We start from the raw sequence: 20,923 nt of genomic DNA, 5'->3' as shown, positions 1-20,923 counted from the left end.
TGGTAAAAGTATGTGAATCTTCAGAGTAATCGGTGCAAAAATGATAACCAGATATGTCAATATGTAAACAAAAAGAGCAGCGATGCTATTACACCACTGCTCGAATCAAATTTATATTAAAATCAATTATTTTACCAGTTAATATGCTCTTCTATAAAAGCAATTAATGCATCGGCCATGGCCTGTTGCTCTTCCACCTTAGGATGTCCGCCCGTGTTTTTAAACGGGAAGAAATAGGTGAATACATTGGAGTCGTTCATCTGCTCGGCAGCTGAAGTTACGTATCCCGGCCAGGCAGAACCCTCCCGTGTGGCATCCATATTACCGAGTGCACATATAATAGCTGCTTTAGGATATTGACTTCTTAATGCTGAAATGAATTCCTTGTAAGCGCTTACAATAGCCGCCTCATCAGGTGCTGTATCACCAAAACGGTTGATGAATTGTTCATTATCCGGTCGGGTTACAATCCATGAGTCGTTCTGAAACAGGTTCACCACCACCACATCGGGCGTGTACTGGTTAAAATCCCATACCGAAGTTGAATCCGTGGCATCCAGTCGATTATACATTTCCGACATAATCATGGGAAACCAACTGACCGTGACACCTATACCGCTTTTACCAATACAATGGTATTGCGCATTGAAATGGCGAGCCGTGATTGCACCGTATGTTTGATAATTATTCTGGAAATAGCCAAACCAACGATCTTGTTCACTGTAATCTTCATTACCATAACCGCAGGTGATGGAATTGCCATAAAACTCTATCTTTCTTTTTTTAGGTTTCGGAGCAGGTAATAATTGACCTCCTTCTTCAATTTCAAATCCATAAAACAAGGTTTTACCCTTGTCCCACTCAGTACGCTTAAATACCTGAATCGTGTGTTTGCCTTTTTCTAATCCTGACGCAAGTACATAGGCTTGTTTGAGCGTGTCGGTGTGAATTTTCGATATGACTTCACCATCCAGAATCACGTTATAGTAGTTGGCCGTATCTAAATCCTGTAACATGGCCGACACTCCGGTTCCTTCGAACTGCATACTTACAGATGTACCTGGCCATGACAAGACAGCGGCAGTATCTGCATAAAGAATTCGTCCTTCGTATGTTAGTTGCTTATGATCAAAATTGATGTCGGTTTCCACCGGCTGACAACTATAAACGGCATATAATAAAACAGAAAGTACTAAATATTTATTCATCATTCGTTAATTAAATTTTTATAGCGCATTAAAGCTTCAATATAATAATAATCGGCATAGCTTAAGGGCACATCAATTTCCCAATTATTGGGCATATGCCCCACTGAATGTTTCAGTATAAAATTAGCATTATTTCCCAAGGCATTGCGGTATTCCCTTGAGCTCAACTGAACAATCTGTTGCTTCGCCACCTCCAGGTATGCTTGCGATTTCCGGGCATCTGCATAAGTACTTAATTCTATTAAGGCAGAACACATAATAGCTGCTGCCGATGCATCGCGATAACAATCAGGAATATTGGGCGCATCAAAATCCCAATAGGGAATTTTATCCTCCGGCATATGCGGATGCGTTAACAAATAGGACGCGATCTTCTCTGCCTGCTCCAGATACCTGGCGTCTTTTGTAAATCGATACATGGTGACAAAACCGTATAGACCCCAGGCTTGTCCCCTGGCCCACGCCGATTCATGACTATAGCCTTGCGATGTCTGAAACAGATGTGGCTGACCACTAATGGTATCGTAGCTCACAACATGATAACAACTATAGTCGCTGCGGTAATGATTCTTCATGGTGGCATTGGCATGATGAATAGCGATGTCCATCAGGGTTATATCATTTTGTTGCCGCGCATTCCACATCAACAGCTCCAGGTTCATCATATTATCGATGATAACAGGATATTGCCATTGTTTATTCCACGGGGCTGCATCCCACGAACGTATTGTTGCAGTGGATGGCCGGTAACGGGTTGCCAACGATTTAGCAGCATTATTAATGACTGAAAGGTAACTCGTATCTTTGGTGATACGATAGGCATTTCCGTAACTACAAAATATCATGAAGCCGACATCGTGATTATCGGTAGTAAATTGCTGATCTCTGACTCTTTCGGAGTAAAGCTGAGCCATTTCTTTTAGCTCTTCGCGATTAGAATATTCATACAAATACCACAACTGTCCAGGAAAAAAACCACTCACCCACCAGGCCGGATAACAGGTTATTAATTGGCCGAAACGATCGCTCGTTTGAGGTAGTTTTTGATGACTGTCTTTTAGACTCCCGGCCATTAATAAGGATTGCTCACATGCAAAGTTGAGCGCCTCGTCAACCACATCTTCAAACGAATCATGCTGTTTATGACTGCAAGCTGACAATACAAGTAATAGACTGATTACTCCATATAAAAATACTCTATTCATATTCCACTATTTGTAGTACAGATGACTCCACATTCTTATCTGGCTTCATATCTCCATTGGCCTGTTTGGTTTCCCATCTCAACAGGTACTTCTTTCCACCTGTGGGATGTCCATTATCAAAAACCTTGTTGGCTATATAACCAGGACTATCACTTGCCACCGAATCGACAAACAAAGGATAATCAGGTAGATATGGCACTATGTCAATTACCTTAAAGGCTGGATCAAATTGCACACTGCCATCGCCATATTTAACATGATGATAATCCATGGACATGACCCCATTTTTACACCGGGGTGCTCCAATCAACAGATCGTTTTGAATGGTACCCCAGCCTTTAAAATCCCAACGGTAGTCCCAGTTAGTCAGCTGCGTTCTGTTCCACACTCCACTATCAAAGCCTGCCACATACAATTGTGTATTCCCTTTTTTGTCGTATTTATGGTAGCCAGCCATCACCTTGTTATTACAATCAAAACCGATTTTAATACCAATATTTAAGAGTCCTCCATGTATTGGAATGGCATCAACCTGTAAAACAGAATCACTAATTGTAATAGGTAATTGTATCTTTTCTCCACGAATACTCTCCCAATCCTGCAGGTTTTGACTTCGGGCATATGATAGGGTATGATTGGTCGCACAATCGGGCGTATCACGCCACACCCACAATAAATGATATCGTCCATCGGGACCGAGCAATGGCCCTTGCATATAGGCGTTCATTTTTCCTTCCCCATCAATCAATGGCTTATCGAGCAAACGCGACCATGTTTGCTTTTGCGCATCCCAAAGGTTATAAACTTCATATCCATCGCCACTACGTCCGTAGCGATAATGAAAAAGTAACTGGCCATCATCCCCTTGCAAAAACTCGGGATAGGTCGTTACATCCTCATCTTTACCAAGCATCGAATGGATTGGCTGCATCGAATGGATGTCCAAGGGCCTGGTACTTCTGAAATATACCAGGGGACTGGAATGCATGTTACCTACCAGGTGGATGATATTGTTTTCATCAACAGCCAGGCTTAAATAATTATGACTGTCCCACCCAACTTTTGATTCCAGCCTGACATGCTTCCAATCCTCTTCTCCAAGTCCTTTTGAAGCTAATGTCATGCAGTGACTGGTATCATAATAAGCTACAAACTGATAGGTTTTAGTGGTGTATAATGCAAAATTAACAGGAAAACTCCCGGGTACATTTGCTATGTCAGTAATGTTGTATTCAGTCTTTTTAGCACACCCCAGCAACATCAATACGATTAGTACCGACATTACCGGAGCTACAAATCTTTTATCCTTCATTCAAGCAACCTGTTTTGAAATTACGTATTCATATTTGACTCTGGCAGGTCATTACTCTACATTAATCTTTAAACTGGCGGCTTCAAGTCCTTCTGATTTTGCCTTCAAGGTAATCTCACCCGCTTCGCCCGAAGCCTGAATGATAACCTGTGCCAAACCGTTAAACAAGCGTCGTTTATTATTCTCTGCCTTTGTAATCACCTGAATAACGCCCGGCTTTTTATTGGGGTTATCCCATTTGTGCTTTGGTTCAAATGGTTTTGTGATAATCAATACATCATTCTTACCTTTACTCAGCCATTCGTTATTGATAACAAAAGAAGCCAAACCATTACTCACCAATGTTTCGGCACTTAGCAGATGACCATTAATATAGATTTGCTGCGATTCACCCACGTGATGATAAAACCAGGTTATCGTCTGGCTGTCATCCGGTAGCTGATTCAATTCAAAACTGGCCGACATGGCACTGACAACCGACAGTTTAGATATACGCTTGCGGTCTTTCTTTCCCAATGTAGCAAGTAGTGCTTCTGCCTCATCAGCGTTTAATTCAAGCACCTGAGCATCCGGCAATTCGAGCTGTTGATAATCATCGACAAACACTTCTTTTTCGACCGACGTAGGGTTACCATTTCCTACACCAATTATCTGACCGGGTCCTTCAATCTCGAGGTGAATCAGATTATCAGCTGTTGGCACCGCATTTCCGTTTTCATCCAACACTTCCACGCTTACCATGGATACTCCTTTATTATTCAGCTTTGACTTGTCATTGCTTAATTGAATAGAGGCTGGGCTTCCTGTAGTCACTCTTTCTGCCACCATTACTTCCTGCCCGTTTTTATACGACACCGCTTTAATGCTTCCAGCTTCATAAGGCACATCCCAGGTCAAATGTCCGTTAAGCTCCATTTGTTTCTTACCCAACGAACGACCGTTGAGCCACAACTCCACTTCTTCGGCATTACTATAGGCCCACACATCAATGATATCGCCTTCGCGCCCTTGCCAGTTCCAGTGCGGCAACAAGTGCAAAACATCTTCTTTATTCTGCCACCACGATTTTAAATAGTAGACATTGTCTTTAGGGAATCCGCACAAATCCATCATCCCAAAGTAAGAAGTTACGGATGGCCAGGTATATGGTGTTGACTCTCCACGATAATCAAAACCTGTCCAGATAAACATACCTGCCAGGTAATCGCGCTCGTAATAGTGTTTCCAGCACTCCTGAATGGTAAACCAGTCGTCGAGCGGAATCACATCATAAGCTGTTTTGTACTGTTTTTCATCATCCACTTCGTAAACCCCACGTGTGGTATAGGTTGAACCTTCTTCAGTACCAATACAAGGCGTATTCGGGAATCTTTTATGGTATTCATCAGTATCGCCATGCACCAGGTAATTGAAGCCCATCACTTCGACCGTTGTAGAAGAGCCATCGCCCCAGCCACCGCTAACAGCCACATTTATCGGACGGGTTGGATCGATCTGCTTGGCATAATTTTGCATGGTCTGCGTCATGCGAGCGCCAATATCATTCCACTCAATACCCCACTCTTCGTTACCAATCGACCAAACAATAACAGAAGGATGGTTGCGATCGCGTCGAATCAAACGCTCCAGCTCATGCAACGCCTTTTCGGTCGTTCCCATTAAGCGGTTTTCATCAATAACGAGCATCCCCATCTCATCGCACAACTGCAATAATTCAGGCGTTGGTGGATTGTGAGAACTACGGATGGCATTGCTGCCAAAGTTTTTGAGTTGCTGAATGCGCCAGCGAATCAAATCATCGGGCATGGCACAGCCTACGCCGGCATGATCCTGGTGATTATTCGTCCCTTTTAATTTGATGTGTTCACCATTTAAGAAGAAGCCTTTGTCAGAATCAAAATGAACGCTCCTGATTCCGAATGGCGTTGTGTATTCATCTACCATATTACCATCCACCAACAGTTGCGTCACCATGCTATGCATATATGGATTATCGAGCGACCACAATTGCGGCTTTTCTACAGAAAGGTTTGCTTTTACGGTAGTTTGCCCCATCGGCTCTAGCTGTACATGACTCCCTTCCGATGTCGAAATAGTATTTCCATTGGCATCTTTTAACAGATGTCTTACTTCGATGTCAAAGGCCTGAGTGTCGTTATTGGCTATATCGGCCTCAACAGTAATATTAGCAGAGTTTTCACTTATCTGGCTATGAACAAACGTACCATCTTTAGGAATATGTACATTGGGTGTTTTGCGCAACCACACATGACGATAAATCCCGGCACCTTCGTAGTACCAGCCTTCTTCCATGCTGACATCGGCCCGAACAGCCACAATATTTTCGGAGCCATAGTTTAAAATATCGCTAATGTTATAGCTGAAGCTTTGGTAACCACTTGGCTCGTTACCCAAATAATGACCATTAACCCACACTTTTGAATCGCGCGAAACCCCATCAAAATCAAGAAAAATTTGCTTGCCTAAATCGAGGCTGTCAATAAGGAAAACCTTGCGGTACCAGCCCACTGACACATCAGGAAAACCCGGACCAACAGCTTTGTATCCGTGACTGTGACTTCCTTTGGCGTCAAACGGCATTTCAACAGCCCAATCGTGGGGCACATTTAATTTGCGCCAGGGTCGGTGGTCAAACCCTAATGTGGTGGCTCCATCGCCCCCGTAACGCGCTTTGGCTAAATAGGTAAAATAACTGGTGCCGGTATTAAAATCCTTTGATTTATCTGTGGGATGCCCAAAGGCAAAATACCAGTCATCGTCAAAGTTGATGCGTTCTCGCACCGTTTGCGCTTGCACCAACGATACAAGAAAACAAGCGATTAATAAAAGTCCTGTATGTTTCATCTGTTTCTATTTTATCTACTAATAATGACCTGACTAAAAAAGGACAAAGTATCAGGAGCTATAGATAGCTTAACTAATACTTTGCTAAAAAAATACAAATTTCTTTGTTCAGATAATAACCCTTACAATGAATGCTTTACATGCCACCATTCATAAGTTGTAAAACTCGATGCCGGCAGGCCAGCCTCATTAAACAAAGTAGGAATCACCGAGTTTTTCCATTCGAAACGGACATAAACGGGCTGTTGTACTTCACACGATTGAACAATTACCTGGTCTTTTTTAATGTTGGCCGTAGCAGGATGCCACAGTAAATCCTCTCCGGCTACTTCGAATCCACTTACTGTTGCATCAGTACTATGCAGGCCTTTAGCAGAACTTAACGACACCGTTACTTTGTTGCCTTTTATTTTGTGGCTCTGATAAAGAGGACCAGAGGCCGGATATTCGGTATATCCATAAGTTTTGTTTAAAGCCAGCTGTGCAAAACGATGCCCGGCTTCAAATTTCCTGCGCGGATGAATATCAGCCGTGTCGCCAATATCACTCATCAGTGCCATCCCTGAGTTTGGAATTACCTCCAGGGCCCTGCGTTGTGCATCCCGCACTTTCACGCCATCATCATTTTGGTAATGCATATAAGGAGCAATTTGCGCGTAGTAAAATGCAAAATCAGTATTAAATTTTTCGCGCCAGGTCTTAACCATCAAAGCCAGCATATCGGTGTATGCCCAGGCATTGTCCACGTTGGCTTCTCCCTGGTACCACAGTGCTCCTTTGATGGTAAAAGGTAACAGAGGAGCAATCATCGCATTGTATGTGTAGGCTATGTCGTTGGGAGCCCAGGCAAAGTGAGGGAGTTTATTAGCTGCAGCATCCAACTCTTTACGCGACTTAATTTCATATTCCGGAATCCACGATTCGACTGGCGTACCTCCCCAGTTAGAACTTATTAAACCAACCGGATAACCCGTTTTTTCATTCAGCTCTTTACCAAAAAAGTAAGCTATGGCGCTAAACGGACGCATGGTTTCTGGAGTACATTTGACCCATTCGCCATCTAAATCGATACAAGGATATGGTGAACTTTTCCAAACCACGTGAAAAAGTCTGATTTCATCATTTTTAGCATCTTTAACATACTTTTCGCTGTCGATAAAACCATGATTGGCCGACCACTCCATGTTAGACTGACCAGAACAAAGCCACACTTCGCCCATTAAAATATCAGAAAGGGTTAGCTTATTATAACCTTGAATGCTGACTTCATGCGTTTGACCAGCTGCAGGTGTATATAAAAACACTGCCCAGTTTCCGTTTTGATCAACAACGGTGTGAAGTGTATCAGTAGTCCAGCTTGTGGTCACATAAACATCTTCCAGGGGTTTTCCCCAGCCCCACAATTTCACTTCTGAATTCTGTTGCATCACCATGTGGTTGCCAAAAATGGCTGGCAGCGAAACATTGGCATCAACACTCATTGTTATTAATAGGGCTGCAAAAAATAGCCCGGCTTTCAAATAAAAATACCTTGCGCTCATTATTCTATATTTTATAATGAGTGCAAGGTATACAGACCTTTAAGATGTCTGGTGTAATTTTGTTGCCAATCAGGTATTAAAATGATAAGTAATACTCATTGTCATCCCCTAAGGACTAAAACACAAACAGCTAGTTACCTGATTGATAACTAAAATTCTTAAACCTTACCTTTCCGTTGCCAATAGAGCACAAGCCTATGCGCAAGCTCATAAAACCACTTAGCACATTATGATGGTAGGCTGAACAATCAAAGGAGTTTTCAATCTTCATCCATTCTTTCCCATCAAGACTGTAATACATGTCTACGATATTATTGGTGTTCTTTAATCGCAGATGAACATGTCTTTTAATGACTTCCTTTTCGGTAGTGAACTGCCATCCGCGCAAATTAGCTAAAACATTATGCTTATCGGCCAGAATACCAGAGTAGGCACGCTCGTTATAAAACAGTATCAGTCCCCCAATGGCATCACCCTCTATTTCTATTTCAACATCTATTGTATAACTATGATCTGCTGGTATTGTTAATAAAGGAGCACAGTTGGACACATCATTGCCTTTACCATTTATAACAAGACCATTTGAATTACAGGCATATCTGGCATCATCATTTTCTTTATAAAACCTCCAATGACTTCTTAATACTGTTGTATTAAACGGATCAGATAAATCAAACTTTTCAGAAAGCTTGTTCTCTAGATCTGGTAAAGCGATAGGTTGGTCAATCTTAATGGCATCTGGTATTCTATACCATCCATCTTTAGTCCATTCAAGCGGAGTGAGCATGGTTTGTCGTCCCATATGATAAAAACCATTTTCGTAGCCATGAAACAGCATGTACCACTCATCGTTGCAATCATCGAAGATAGTGGCATGCCCAACTGACCACCATTGTTCATCAACCGATTGGGTGCGTAAAATTGGGTTGTAAGGCGAGTTTTCCCATGGCCCCAAAGGCGATTTGGAACGTGCGGAAATCACCATATGTCCCGTCGGCGGTCCGGCGGTACCCCCCCTGAGCCACTGTTAGATAATAGTACTCGCCTCGTTTAAATAGCTTTGGTCCTTCCATGCAAAAACACTCAATAGACCAGTCACGTGGAATATCCCAACCTTCGTAACTGTTTGTAACCTCTCCGGCAATGGACAAACCATCTTTTGACAAAGGCACATAACTACCGTTATTGAAATAGAGATAACGATTGCCATCTTCGTCACTTACATGTCCTGGGTCAATCAGGCTAATATCAAGTAAAACAGGGTCGCTCCAGGGGCCATTAATGTTATCGGCAGTTACAACGTAATTTTTGTTACTGGCCGGAAAATAGATATAATACTTTCCTTCGTGCTTAATCAAATCAGGCGCCCACACCGACCCCACGTATTTGTTTAAAGCATTGGTAACAGGTTGCCAGTTAATTAAATCGCTAGAGTGCCATATTAAAAGTCCGGGATAATACTCAAATGAAGAGTGAACCAGATAAAAATCATCCCCATCGCGTAAGATGCTTGGATCGGGATAATCTCCGGCAAATATCGGATTCGTGTACTCTTTATTGTTTGGTATAGATTGTTTCTGAGCGGATAGAGTATAACATACCACCGCTAACAACAGTGTAATTAATAATCTCATTTTCAAACTATTTATTTAATTATTTTTATTCTTAGCTTTTACAAACTCAGTCGGCAACATGCCGTATTCATTCTTGAAATACTTGCTAAACAAACGTGGACTGTTGAATCCAACATCATAGGCGACTTGTGAAATGTTTTTCTGACTTTTTTCGAGTAATTGAGCAGCTCTCTTCAGACGGATAATGCGAATAAACTCAATAGGTGACTTGCCGGTTAATGAAGTCATTTTTTTATAGAGATACACCCGACTCATGCCCAGGTCCCTACTAAAATCTTCCACGGAATAATTGGCTTCTGCAATGTTCTTTTCAACTAGGTCAATTGCCTTTTTTATTAGTTTTTCATCCATTGAAGTGATTTTAACTTCACCGGGCTCCACTTCAATTGTTTTTTGAAAATGCTGGTGCTGTTTACTACGTTTCTCAAGTAATTTATTGACACGAAGCATCAACAACTCCATGTTAAAAGGCTTGGTGATGTAGTCATCTGCCCCTATCTCCAACCCTTTAATTTTGTCTTCATCGGCTGTTCGGGCGGTCAATAATATGAGTGGAATATGTGATGTTCGGATATCGTTCCGTAATAATTTACAAAGTTCTAATCCATCAATATTTGGCATCATTACATCACTAATAATCAGGTCGGGCATAGCTTTGAAAACAAGCTTGCTGGCAATTTCCCCATCTGCAGCTTCGTAGATTTTAAATTTGTCTTCCAGCGTCTCTTTCATAAAGGTTCTGAAATCGAGGTTGTCCTCCACCAGCATAATGGAAGGTTTATTCTTTTCCGCCTGATTTTCGACCCGTATAATATCATCGTCAATTGTTTCAGTTGCTGCAACTGCTATACTTTCATCTACCTCTGTACTCATTGGTAGTTCAACAAAAAACTTAGCACCTTTACCTTCTTCACTTTCAAAATTTATTCGCCCGTTATGTAGCTGTACCATTTCACGCGCCAGGTTCAAACCAATACCACTACCTGAAAGCCCCAACTTTTTATTGTTATCTGATTGATAAAAACGTGTGAAGACTTTGTCTTTTTCAGTGGCACGGATACCAACACCTGAATCTTCCACTATGATTTGAACAATTTGCTTATCCTCATCAACCTTCAGTGATATCCTCACTTTACCATTTTCAGGTGTAAATTTAAGGGCATTTGAAAGCAGGTTCATGACTACCTTCTGAAGCTTATCCTTATCAAAATTGAGCATGAGTTTATCAACCTTATGTTCAAAGCCAAAGTCAATGTTCTTTTTGGTAAAAGCTTCTTCAAAGCCCTCGTTTACTTCATTTAGAAATAATACAATATTTCCATAGGAGGGGTTGTATTTCAGCCCATGCAACTCCAACTTACGAAAATCGAGCAGCTGATTAACCAAACCGAGCAGTTGCTTGGCATTACGGTCTATCACTTTTAACAGTTTTCGGTCATCTTGTTCTTTCTCCTTCTCCAATAACCTATGAAGTGGTGTCAATATCAATGTTAAAGGCGTTCGGAACTCATGACTGATATTGGTCAGGAAGCGCAGTTTCATTTCATCCATTTCGTGATTACGCTTAGCCTGAAGACGCTCTTGTTTGATGGCAAACTTGATACGCTCTTTTCGCAACATGGAGTAACGGAAGTATACAATAATGATAATAATCGTCAGTAGATAAAGAATATATGCCAGTGGTGTAGCATAAAACGGTGGCAATATTTTAATATGCAACTGTGCATATTCATCATTCCACACACCATCATTATTGGCCGCCTTCACTTTAAAGTAATAATCGCCAGCATTTAGGTTGGTATAGGTTACTTTATGCTGATTATTTTCAAGAAGCAGCCATTCATCATTAAACCCCTCAAGTTTATATTGATACCTTGTTTTCTCGGGAATAAAAAAGTCAAGGGCTGCAAAATCAATGGAGAACACATTCATTGAATGTTTGATAACTATTTTCTCAGTTGATTCAATAGATGTATCCAAAAGCTTATTATCTCTGCTTGCTGAACCTGGTGAGATACTCTGGTTATATATCTGAAAATCGGTAAAGGTAACTTTTGGTAAAACCGAGTTGTACTTAATATTGCGGGGATCGAAAAGATTAAACCCATTTGGCCCGCCAAATATGAGTTCGTTGTTGAAGGTCCGATAACTGGCATTGGGATTAAACTCTTTTCCTTGCAGACCATCTTCTTCAGTATAGTCATAAACTGAAAATGAATAAACACTTTGGGGAGCTAGCTCATTGACAATTATCTGACTTAAACCGGTTGATTTACTAATCCATATTTTACCTGATGCATCCTCTTCAATACAATTTATAATATCATGTGGCACGCCATCATTATCGGTAAAATACTTAAAGAATTCTGTATTAGGGTTGAAAACGTATAAACCTTCTCTGGTTGCAATCCACAGAAGGCCTCTGGAGTCCTCAAATAAATCATAAACCGTCTTGTGCCCTATTGGTAACGCCTTAACCTGATAACTAACCGGATGGTTCTTATAACGTTTCTCTTTAACATCATAGAAGGTAACTCCATCGGCTGTTGCAATAAACATATTGCCATTCTTAAGCCTAATAATCTGGTTAATAAAAACAGATAATAAGGGTTTGTCACCATTGTTAGGAAGCGGAAGAAAGGTATCATTTATACGATCATAAACATCAATTCCACCACCCAAAGTTCCTATCCATATCTGTTGATCGTCGTCCTCCAATATCGACCAAATATTATTATTACGTAGTCCGTTTGCTGAATTTGTACCTGCCTGATATCGTTTAAAACTTCTACCATTAAACCGGTTTAAGCCTCCTGCGTAGGTTCCTATCCACAATTCGTTATAGGCATCGATATATAAGCTAACAACCACATTGCTACTTATGGACTGCGGATTACCCTTTTCGTAGCGATAGCTTTTAAACGTATTATTGTGCCTGTCGAAATAAATCAATCCACCACCATTGGTTCCTATCCACAAGTTTCCCTTCTTATCTTCTACAAAGCAATTAACATCACTAAAAGGCAGGCTCGTATCATCGCTTAACACATGCCTGAAATGAGGAAATTTATGAATACTCTCGTGATAATAACTTAAACCGTTTTTGTAGGTTCCAACCCATACAATGTTATTATTATCAAGATATAAATCAGTTATGGTATTTTGCGCAATGCTCTTCTCGTTGTCTTCCTGGTGGTAAATATGCGTGACCTCCTGCGTGAATTTGTTAACAATATCGACGCCTCCATGGTCAGTACCCACCCAAATTAAGCCTTTGTCATCCTGTATGATTTTGCGAATGATATTACTTGTTAACTCTATTTTTTTGCTATCAACCGAGTAATGGTTCCACGCACCGACAGATGTATCGAAGTGGTAAACCCCTTTATTGTTTCCATAAAACCAGATATCACTTTCATAGTCAATAAAAATCTTTGCATTCAGACTATCAGCCCCAAGTTTATGATGCAAAAAGCGATTCTGAAGGGTCAGTTCAAAGGTTGAATCGTTATAACACTCAATAGTACCGTCATTAAACAGGCAGTAATATTCACTATTAGCATATTTGAAGTCAATTAAAATCTCATCGGACTTCTGCTTATCCGGAAAAACTGATAACAATCGCTTATTTTCAGCATCCCATTTCTGGAAGTGTAACTGATTGTATTGCTTCAACCAAAGTTGTTTATCTTTATCACAGTATACTTCAGCAATATTTAATTCTTGTCCAATGTCTCCCAGGTAGTCATTTATATTGCGATAAAACGTTTCTTTTTTATTGTCAAATACAGTATATCCCCAGGTCGTTTTTATCCACAAACTACCAGAAAAATCCTCCTGAATAGTGAGGATATAATTATCAATCAGCGTAGTTGAATCTGTTGGAATGTGCTTGTAATTGACAAAAGAGCTACCATCATAACGGCTTAATCCAGCCACTGTACCCACCCAGATAAATCCCCTGGAATCTTTATGAATACATGTTATTTGATTATTGACTAAACCATTGGCATTATTAACCTGAAGAAAAGAATATTGCTTTTGAGCACCAACAACTTGTGTCACTAACACGAATGCAAAAAAGAATAGAAGCTGTTTTATCATTTGAAACTTGGTTATTGAAACTAAAAAAGAGGGTGTACAAAACATCAAATGAAGCTGTTCATCGAGCAGAACAGAAGCGATTATACACTGACAATCAACTTCTTTTACATTTCATCTCGACTCCACTTGATGAACAAACTTCGTTTTCACCCTCTTTAAAATACTATTTTATATTGATTTTTTGCTTATTCAGGATATTATCTGATGCATTTCCAATATATATAACATAGTTTCCTTGCTCCAACGACCAGTCTGACACTGTTTCATCGTAGAACTTCAACTTTTCAACGGGAATTTCAATAGTTACAGTTTTACTTTCTCCGGCTTCGAGATATATTTTATTAAAGCCTTTTAACTCTTTGACAGATCGTTTAATTTTTGATTTTGGTTTACCCACATATACCTGTACCACTTCGGCACCTGCAACATCGCCTGTGTTTGTAACCTTACAAGTGACCTTAATGATTTCATCCTGATTATATTGCTTGTTATTGAGTTTGAAATCACTCATTTTAAACGATGTGTATGAAAGGCCATAACCAAAGGCAAATTGCGGTTTAAATTTCTTTGTGTCGTGCCAACGATATCCCACTAGCAAATCTTCCTTATAATACTGCTCAATACTATCGCCAGGATACGATAGTTCACCATAGTAATGCGCTCCGTTATCTTTCAATTTAACCGGGTATGAGTAAGGCAATTTGCCCGATGGCGTAACATCGCCCGACAAGATATCGGCTAAGGCATTACCGGCTTCACTACCGTTGTACCACGATTGAATAAGGCCTTCAACCTGGCTGAGCCATGGCATTTCTACGGCATTTCCACTTACCAGAACAACCCCAAGATTACTATTCACTTTCACAAGCTTTTCGATTAACTCATCCTGTCCAAAAGGTAATTTATAGTGTTTTCTATCACCACCTTCACAATCCTGATAATGGTTCTTATTTAGGCCTCCTACAAATAACACGATATCAGCTTTCGCGGCGAGTTCAAGAGCTTCATTAACCAACGAATCGGCATCTAACTCAGATGGTATTTCGCGTCCATAAGCCGACGGCCCTGAAGCATAACCCAATGAGTGAAGAATGTTGGCTTTGGCATATCTTTTCTGAATGCCTTCCAAAGGCGATATTTCGTATTTGGCTTTTAATTCGGAAGAACCACCTCCTACGGTCATTGAACGTGTCGCATTCTCTCCAATCACTGCAATCGTTAATTCTGCATCGGGCTTAATCGGGAAAAAGTCATTTTCATTCTTTAACAATACAATACCATCTGCTGCTACGCTTCTGGCTACATCAGAATGCTTACTATTATTCATTCGTCCCATTGCACGATTCTCACTCATATTTGTGCGAAGCATTAAGCGAAGAATACGTCTGACTTTATCATCCAATACATCTTCACTAATTTCGCCCTCTTTTAACATCTTCAAAAATGGTGTAGCCAAATAGTAGTTATCGTAAGCCAGGTCAATAGACGATGTCAAACCATTGGTCCACGAACCCATTTCAATATCCAGTCCATAGATCGCCGCTTCTTTTGTATCATGAGCGCTACCCCAATCACTCACCACAACACCATCAAATTCCCAGTCTTCTTTCAAAATTTTATTAAGTAACTCATGATGCGTGGTGTGTTGACCTCTAAATTTGTTATAGGCCCCCATTATTGACCAAACCCCAGCTTCCTGAACAGCAGATTTAAAGGCCGGCAGATAAATTTCGTGCAAAGCTCTGTCGCTAACATTTACGCTGATATGCCCACGCCATTGCTCCTGATTGTTTAATACGTAGTGCTTCACACAAGCGGCTACCCCATTGGTTTGCACACCTTTTATGTAAGGCACCACCATAACAGATGCCAGATAAGGGTCTTCGCCCATATACTCGAAATTACGCCCATTTAGTGGCGTTCGATAGATATTTACTCCCGGTCCCAATAGTATATCCTTTTTCCGATAACGTGCTTCTTCACCAAGAGCGACACCATAATCATAGGATAATTCTGGATTAAACGTAGCCGCTAAACAGGTTAGTGCCGGAAAAGCGGTTATGTAATCATTCGTCCAGTCGGCATAACCCCAGTTATCCCAATTGATTTCTCCCCTTACTCCATGTGGACCATCCGACATCCAAATTTCCGGGATACCTAAACGTGGCACTCCGGGGGAGCTAAACTTTGATTGAGCATGACACATGGCAACTTTCTCTTCCAAGGTCATTTGGTTCATTAACTCAGTAATTTTCTTTTCCATATCTGTACTTGACTGTGCATACACCGATATCATAGTTCCTATCCCTAACATAAGGCAAACCACCAATCTCTTCATATCCATTATTTTTTATTAACCTCAATTTCAACTCTCTGCCCGGCTTTTAACCAGACAGATAATACACCACTTTTTTCTGAATACCTGCAGCCACTTACTGCTAAATCACCCAAAGCATAGTCAGCACCAAAATCGATTTGTACTTTTTGACTGAGCGCCGAAACTAACTTCAAATGAGCACTGTTAACATCCCACTTGATACTTTCAAAAGTAATATTACCTCTTGCCAGAACACCATTTATCTCTCCTTTTTCCCAATCAGCTGGCAATGTTGGAAATACATTGACATAACCAGGACGGCTGTTAACAATCATTCGGGTTACCAAGGATGGAATACCACCACTAATGTCCATGTTAAACAGGTTTCCCGGATTATGAGTTGTGGCCATACTATTGGTCCAGTAATATTTCGACAAATACTCTAATATTTCACTGGCAGTAGCCTCATCCTGCATATTAACAGCCGCAAACCCAAGATGACACATTCCAAAAGCCATTTCTCCACCTTGCTGCAGTTTACGTATTTTCATGCGTTCATTGATGGTAAGCTTTACAGCTTCCTGTAATTCTTTAGATTCTAATATTTCCTTATCTGGCACTTCGTAAACTCCATAAAGGTGCGATGCATGGCGATGTCCCTGATTATCTGTTAATCCATCCCAAAGCCATTCTCTTAACACACCATCTTCACTTATCTGATAATCGGGCAGTTGACTCAAGAACAACTGTTTCGCTTTTATCTCTTTATTGCTTATTCCCAGAACTTTTGCCGCACTTATCCAATTGCGGGTTAACTCTTTTATAATCATCACATCCATGGTGGCATTGATGCAATTCTGCCAGCGATGTTCCAATGGATTGTTCTCAGGTGAATAAGAAGGTACCACTATGTATTTGCCATCCTCTCCCATGGTCAGAAAATCTTCCCAAAAGAGTAATGCCTCTGTCATAAAAAGGAAAGCCCGTTCTTTTAAAAATGCTTTATCCTGCGTGTACAAATAATAATCGTAAAAATACGATGCAGCCCATCCGGCACCGCCGTTCCAGTATTCCATGCACCAGGTTTCATCGTAATGGTTATTCAAGCCATGAGAACTGGTGTGAGACGGAACATGAATACCTCTTGCGCCATAAAACTGCTTAGCATTAGTGCGGTAATCGTCCATCATGCGCTCATGGTAATCGAAATAAGCCATCATCAGCTCCGGCATATTCCCGTTTAACAAGTTCGAAATAGCCACTTGCACATTTCCATCGTGTGTAAAATCAGAACACCATGGCGGCGTCCATGTACCACTCCATATCCCCTGAAGGTTAGGCGGATTGATTCCTGTAGAGCATAAAATATGATAGCGCGCGGCTTCAAACTGACGCTGAATCATCCCTGCTGATGATTCTCTTCTTACATTTGAAACCAATGTTTCAGACGTCATATTATTTACTTCATCAGAGGCTCCCAGAGATAACGAAACACGATTATATAATTTGCCATGACTGTCTTTTTGCCTCTTTAGCAATTTCGAGTAATCAACATCAATATTATTGAGCTTCTTCCGCAGGTTGGAAATTACGCCTTTATTACTTCCTTTGTAAGGGTCAATGGCAGTGAGAATTATTACTTCGCTTGCATTCTGCACCTTGTAACGATTTCCTGATTCAGTCAGCTTTCCACCCTTTATAATCACTTTAAGCAAGCCATCGTATCCATCGGGCGAATACTGGTGTGCTTTGCCATATTCGCAATGATAATGCATAAACCCCTCTTCAATGTTGGTCGAAGAACTGGTGATCAACTCATTCATCATAGCATTTTGCTCCCATGAATGCGGTTGCTTGTGTAATGAAATTTCAGCCGTAACCGGTGCTGTTCCTTTAATATAGGTTACAACCACGCCATCAGCTCTTGATGCAAAAGTTTTACGTGAATAGCTTCCATTTTGGTCGGTCCATTCAACAATGGCTTCGGCTGTTTCATAATTAACCAATCGTCGATAGCTATCCACATTACTGGCAGGCATATCAATCGTCAGATTAGCTGCCGGCACAAACGGGTCGGTCCATCGTTTGGCTCCATAAGCATCCTGCCACAGTTTAAAACCCAATTCTGCTACTTCCTGATACTTCCCTTCTAAAGATAACTGCTTAATTTCGTCCAGATGAGGTATCATATCGGGCGGAATGACAGGCTTCTCGTTAGGCAAGTATAATAAGGCATGGTTCAGAATAATCGTTTCTTCGAAGGGGTTACCCATCACCATAGCTCCCATGGTTCCGTTTCCGGTTAAAAGCGCATCTTCCCATTTAGCGGCAGGTAACCAGCTCACAAAGCCTTTTTGCGGCTCATTGGCCTTAAGCGCAAGGTTAAAAGCCAACAAAAGGAGCAATAATGTATAAAATTGTCGCATTGTATTATTTTTCTGTTTTATGAAAAATCCCGACAAACAAGAGCCTGCCGGGATTACCTCGTTCCCCTTCAATTCATTACTTCAAGTCAATCTGGATAGCTTCACCTTTATAAGTCACTTTCTTTCCTGAGAATTTATCAAAATCGAATGTTACCTTGTTAGCTTTTGAGGCAAATACTACTTCAAACTCTCTTTCCTTTGCCATACCTTCATATTCACCTTCGCGATTACCAATGGTTAATACTTTATTAGCCTCGCTCCAGCTCAATTGAATCGTACTATACTGACCTTTTTCATAATTATAGTTCAAACCTTCGTCTTCATATAGTTTGAACTCGCCATCAGCTCCTGTATAAACAATCAGCTTGATAGGAGCATCCAGTTTTTGCGCAGTATGCTCAATCTCTGGTCCTACAGGTAGTATCGAACCGGCTTTCACAAACAGTGGCATTTGCTCATAGGGTGCATCTGCTTTTATAGTTTGTCCGCCTTCAATCATCGCTCCATTATAAACATTGTACCAGGTGCTTCCTTTAGGTAAATACACTTCTCGCGAACGAGCCTTATATTCATACACCGGACAAACCATTAATGATGGGCCAAACAAATACTGATCGTCAATATTTTCAACCTTTTTATCATTGGCAAAATCCATGACTAAGGCGCGCATCATGGTGTAGTCATCGAAATACACATGACCGGCCAACGAATAGATATATGGCATTAGTCGATAGCGCAGTTTATTATAGGCCACAATGCTTTTGTAAGCTTTGTGATTTTCAGGTGCAATATGGAATACCTCGCGATAAGGATACTGACCGTGCGCACGGTACAATGGTACAAATGTTCCAAACTGGTACCAGCGCGTATTCAATTCGCGCCACTCTTCCATATCTTCGCTGCCCTCTTTAGCTGTTTCGTAACGTTTCTCTACACAAAAACCTCCGATATCCATGGTCCAATATGGAATACCCGACAACGCAAAGTTCATACCTGCGGTAATCTGTGCTTTCATATCTTCCCAGCGCGTCCCAATATCACCACTCCAGGTAGCTGTTGCATAACGCTGTAATCCAGCAAAACCCGATCGTGTTAATAAGAACACGCGTTTATTAGGGTCAACACTTCTTTGTCCGTTATAAATTGCATCGGCATTGGCCAACGAGTAGGTATTAAAAAACTCCGTTGAAGAACCAACGGCTGTTGGACCGCAAAGCTCTTTACGATACTCAATACTGGCATTCGATAAAATATCCGGTTCCGAAGCATCCATCCACCAAGCATCCATGCCATATTTGTAGATGTTTTCCTTCATCTGATCCCAGAATAATTCTTTGGCTCCCTGGCTGTATGGGTCGTAAAACGAACCAATGTACCCTTGACCAATCCAGTCGCGAATACTGTCCTGTATTGCTTTCTGGTAGATATATCCTTTAGCATCCAGTTCTTTGTAGTTGTCGGTATTTTTGTAGAATTTAGGCCATACAGAAATCATACAGCGGGCATTCATCTCATGAATATCATCCATCATTTTCTGCACATTTGGAAAACGTGCAGGATCAAACTCGTGGCTTCCCCATTGATCTTCTTCCCAATACGACCAGTCTTGAACAATGTTGTCGATTGGAATATGTCGTTTACGAAATTCGGCTAGTGTACCAACAATTTCATCCTGCGTTTTATAACGCTCACGACTCTGCCAGAATCCGTAAGCCCAACGCGGTAAAATGGTTGCCTTACCAGTTAACTGACGATAACCGCTGATGATTTTATCCATATTATCGCCGTGGATGAAGTAATAATCCAACTCCTGTCCCATTTCAGACCACAAAGCCAGTTTTCCTTGCTCCTCAGTCGTTTTAGGACTCAAAGCTTTTAATCCAATGTATGAAATTCCTCCATCTGGCTTCCAATCTAATTTAATTGGCACACGCTTACCCTTTTCCAGGTGAACAGTAAACTTATACGTATTGGGATTCCACGCCGTACGCCAACGCTCTTCCACCACTTCCTTGCCATCAATTTCCACGCGGGTATAACCGGCATAGTACAGTTTAAAATGATAAGTTCCTGATTCAGGAGCCTCAATCTCACCTTCCCAGATGATATCGGAATTATAAAAAGGGAAATCAGCCGGAAACTTCTTCACAGCTTCAAGGTGTTCATAGTCAATTTCTGATTCATCCTGCTGCACAAAAACTTTACCTTCTCCAGTTGTATAGGTTGCAGTCAGGCCGCCTTCTTTACCTTCTTTATTGAATAGCTTAAATTGTGACATTTGTCCATAGTCGTTTGAATTTCCAAAGCGACT

Annotated in this window: 11 protein-coding genes; all 11 read right to left on the bottom strand. The window is 41.0% G+C overall.

Annotated features, from left to right (window positions below; all coding sequences use genetic code 11):
- Nucleotides 1-131 precede the first annotated feature (131 nt).
- On the bottom strand, nucleotides 132-1,211 hold the full coding sequence (locus J1N10_RS06560) for an SGNH/GDSL hydrolase family protein (RefSeq protein ID WP_262325889.1): 1,080 nt from the start codon (nucleotides 1,209-1,211) through the stop codon (nucleotides 132-134).
- A complete protein-coding gene (locus J1N10_RS06555; RefSeq protein ID WP_262325888.1) occupies nucleotides 1,208-2,413 on the bottom strand; it encodes a glycoside hydrolase family 88 protein in 1,206 nt (401 codons plus the stop codon). Before J1N10_RS06555 ends, J1N10_RS06560 begins: the two co-directional genes overlap by 4 nt.
- Nucleotides 2,406-3,725, bottom strand: coding sequence for a BNR repeat-containing protein (locus J1N10_RS06550; RefSeq protein WP_262325887.1), 1,320 nt, complete (start codon nucleotides 3,723-3,725; stop codon nucleotides 2,406-2,408). Before J1N10_RS06550 ends, J1N10_RS06555 begins: the two co-directional genes overlap by 8 nt.
- Before the next feature lie 51 nt (nucleotides 3,726-3,776).
- Complete coding sequence (gene galA / locus J1N10_RS06545; RefSeq protein ID WP_262325886.1) at nucleotides 3,777-6,590, bottom strand: beta-galactosidase GalA; 2,814 nt, start codon at nucleotides 6,588-6,590, stop codon at nucleotides 3,777-3,779.
- Nucleotides 6,591-6,712: 122 nt separating this feature from the next.
- On the bottom strand, nucleotides 6,713-8,131 hold the full coding sequence (locus J1N10_RS06540; protein WP_262325885.1) for a sialate O-acetylesterase: 1,419 nt from the start codon (nucleotides 8,129-8,131) through the stop codon (nucleotides 6,713-6,715).
- A gap of 130 nt (nucleotides 8,132-8,261) precedes the next feature.
- Nucleotides 8,262-9,116 carry a family 43 glycosylhydrolase gene (locus tag J1N10_RS06535; RefSeq protein ID WP_262325884.1) on the bottom strand — a complete coding sequence of 285 codons (855 nt, stop codon included), beginning with the start codon at nucleotides 9,114-9,116 and terminating at the stop codon, nucleotides 8,262-8,264.
- Nucleotides 9,031-9,765, bottom strand: a complete 735-nt coding sequence (locus J1N10_RS06530) for a family 43 glycosylhydrolase (RefSeq protein ID WP_262325883.1) — start codon at nucleotides 9,763-9,765, stop codon at nucleotides 9,031-9,033. Before J1N10_RS06530 ends, J1N10_RS06535 begins: the two co-directional genes overlap by 86 nt.
- A gap of 15 nt (nucleotides 9,766-9,780) precedes the next feature.
- The gene (locus J1N10_RS06525) at nucleotides 9,781-13,869 is read right to left on the bottom strand and encodes a two-component regulator propeller domain-containing protein (protein ID WP_262325882.1); all 4,089 of its coding nucleotides are present in this window, start codon (nucleotides 13,867-13,869) and stop codon (nucleotides 9,781-9,783) included.
- Nucleotides 13,870-14,032: 163 nt separating this feature from the next.
- Nucleotides 14,033-16,207, bottom strand: coding sequence for a beta-glucosidase family protein (locus tag J1N10_RS06520; RefSeq protein WP_262325881.1), 2,175 nt, complete (start codon nucleotides 16,205-16,207; stop codon nucleotides 14,033-14,035).
- Between the two features lie 5 nt (nucleotides 16,208-16,212).
- Nucleotides 16,213-18,612: a glycoside hydrolase family 95 protein gene (locus J1N10_RS06515; protein ID WP_262325880.1), complete on the bottom strand. Its 2,400-nt coding sequence runs from the start codon at nucleotides 18,610-18,612 to the stop codon at nucleotides 16,213-16,215.
- 76 nt (nucleotides 18,613-18,688) lie between these two features.
- Nucleotides 18,689-20,923: TIM-barrel domain-containing protein (locus tag J1N10_RS06510; protein ID WP_262325879.1), on the bottom strand; the 2,235-nt coding region annotated here is incomplete at its 5' end.

This window comes from Carboxylicivirga litoralis, assembly GCF_025499605.1.
Classification (GTDB): Bacteria; Bacteroidota; Bacteroidia; order Bacteroidales; family Marinilabiliaceae; genus Carboxylicivirga; species Carboxylicivirga litoralis.
Note: the sequence above shows the minus strand (reverse complement) of the source record. Positions and strands in the feature narration are given on the sequence as shown.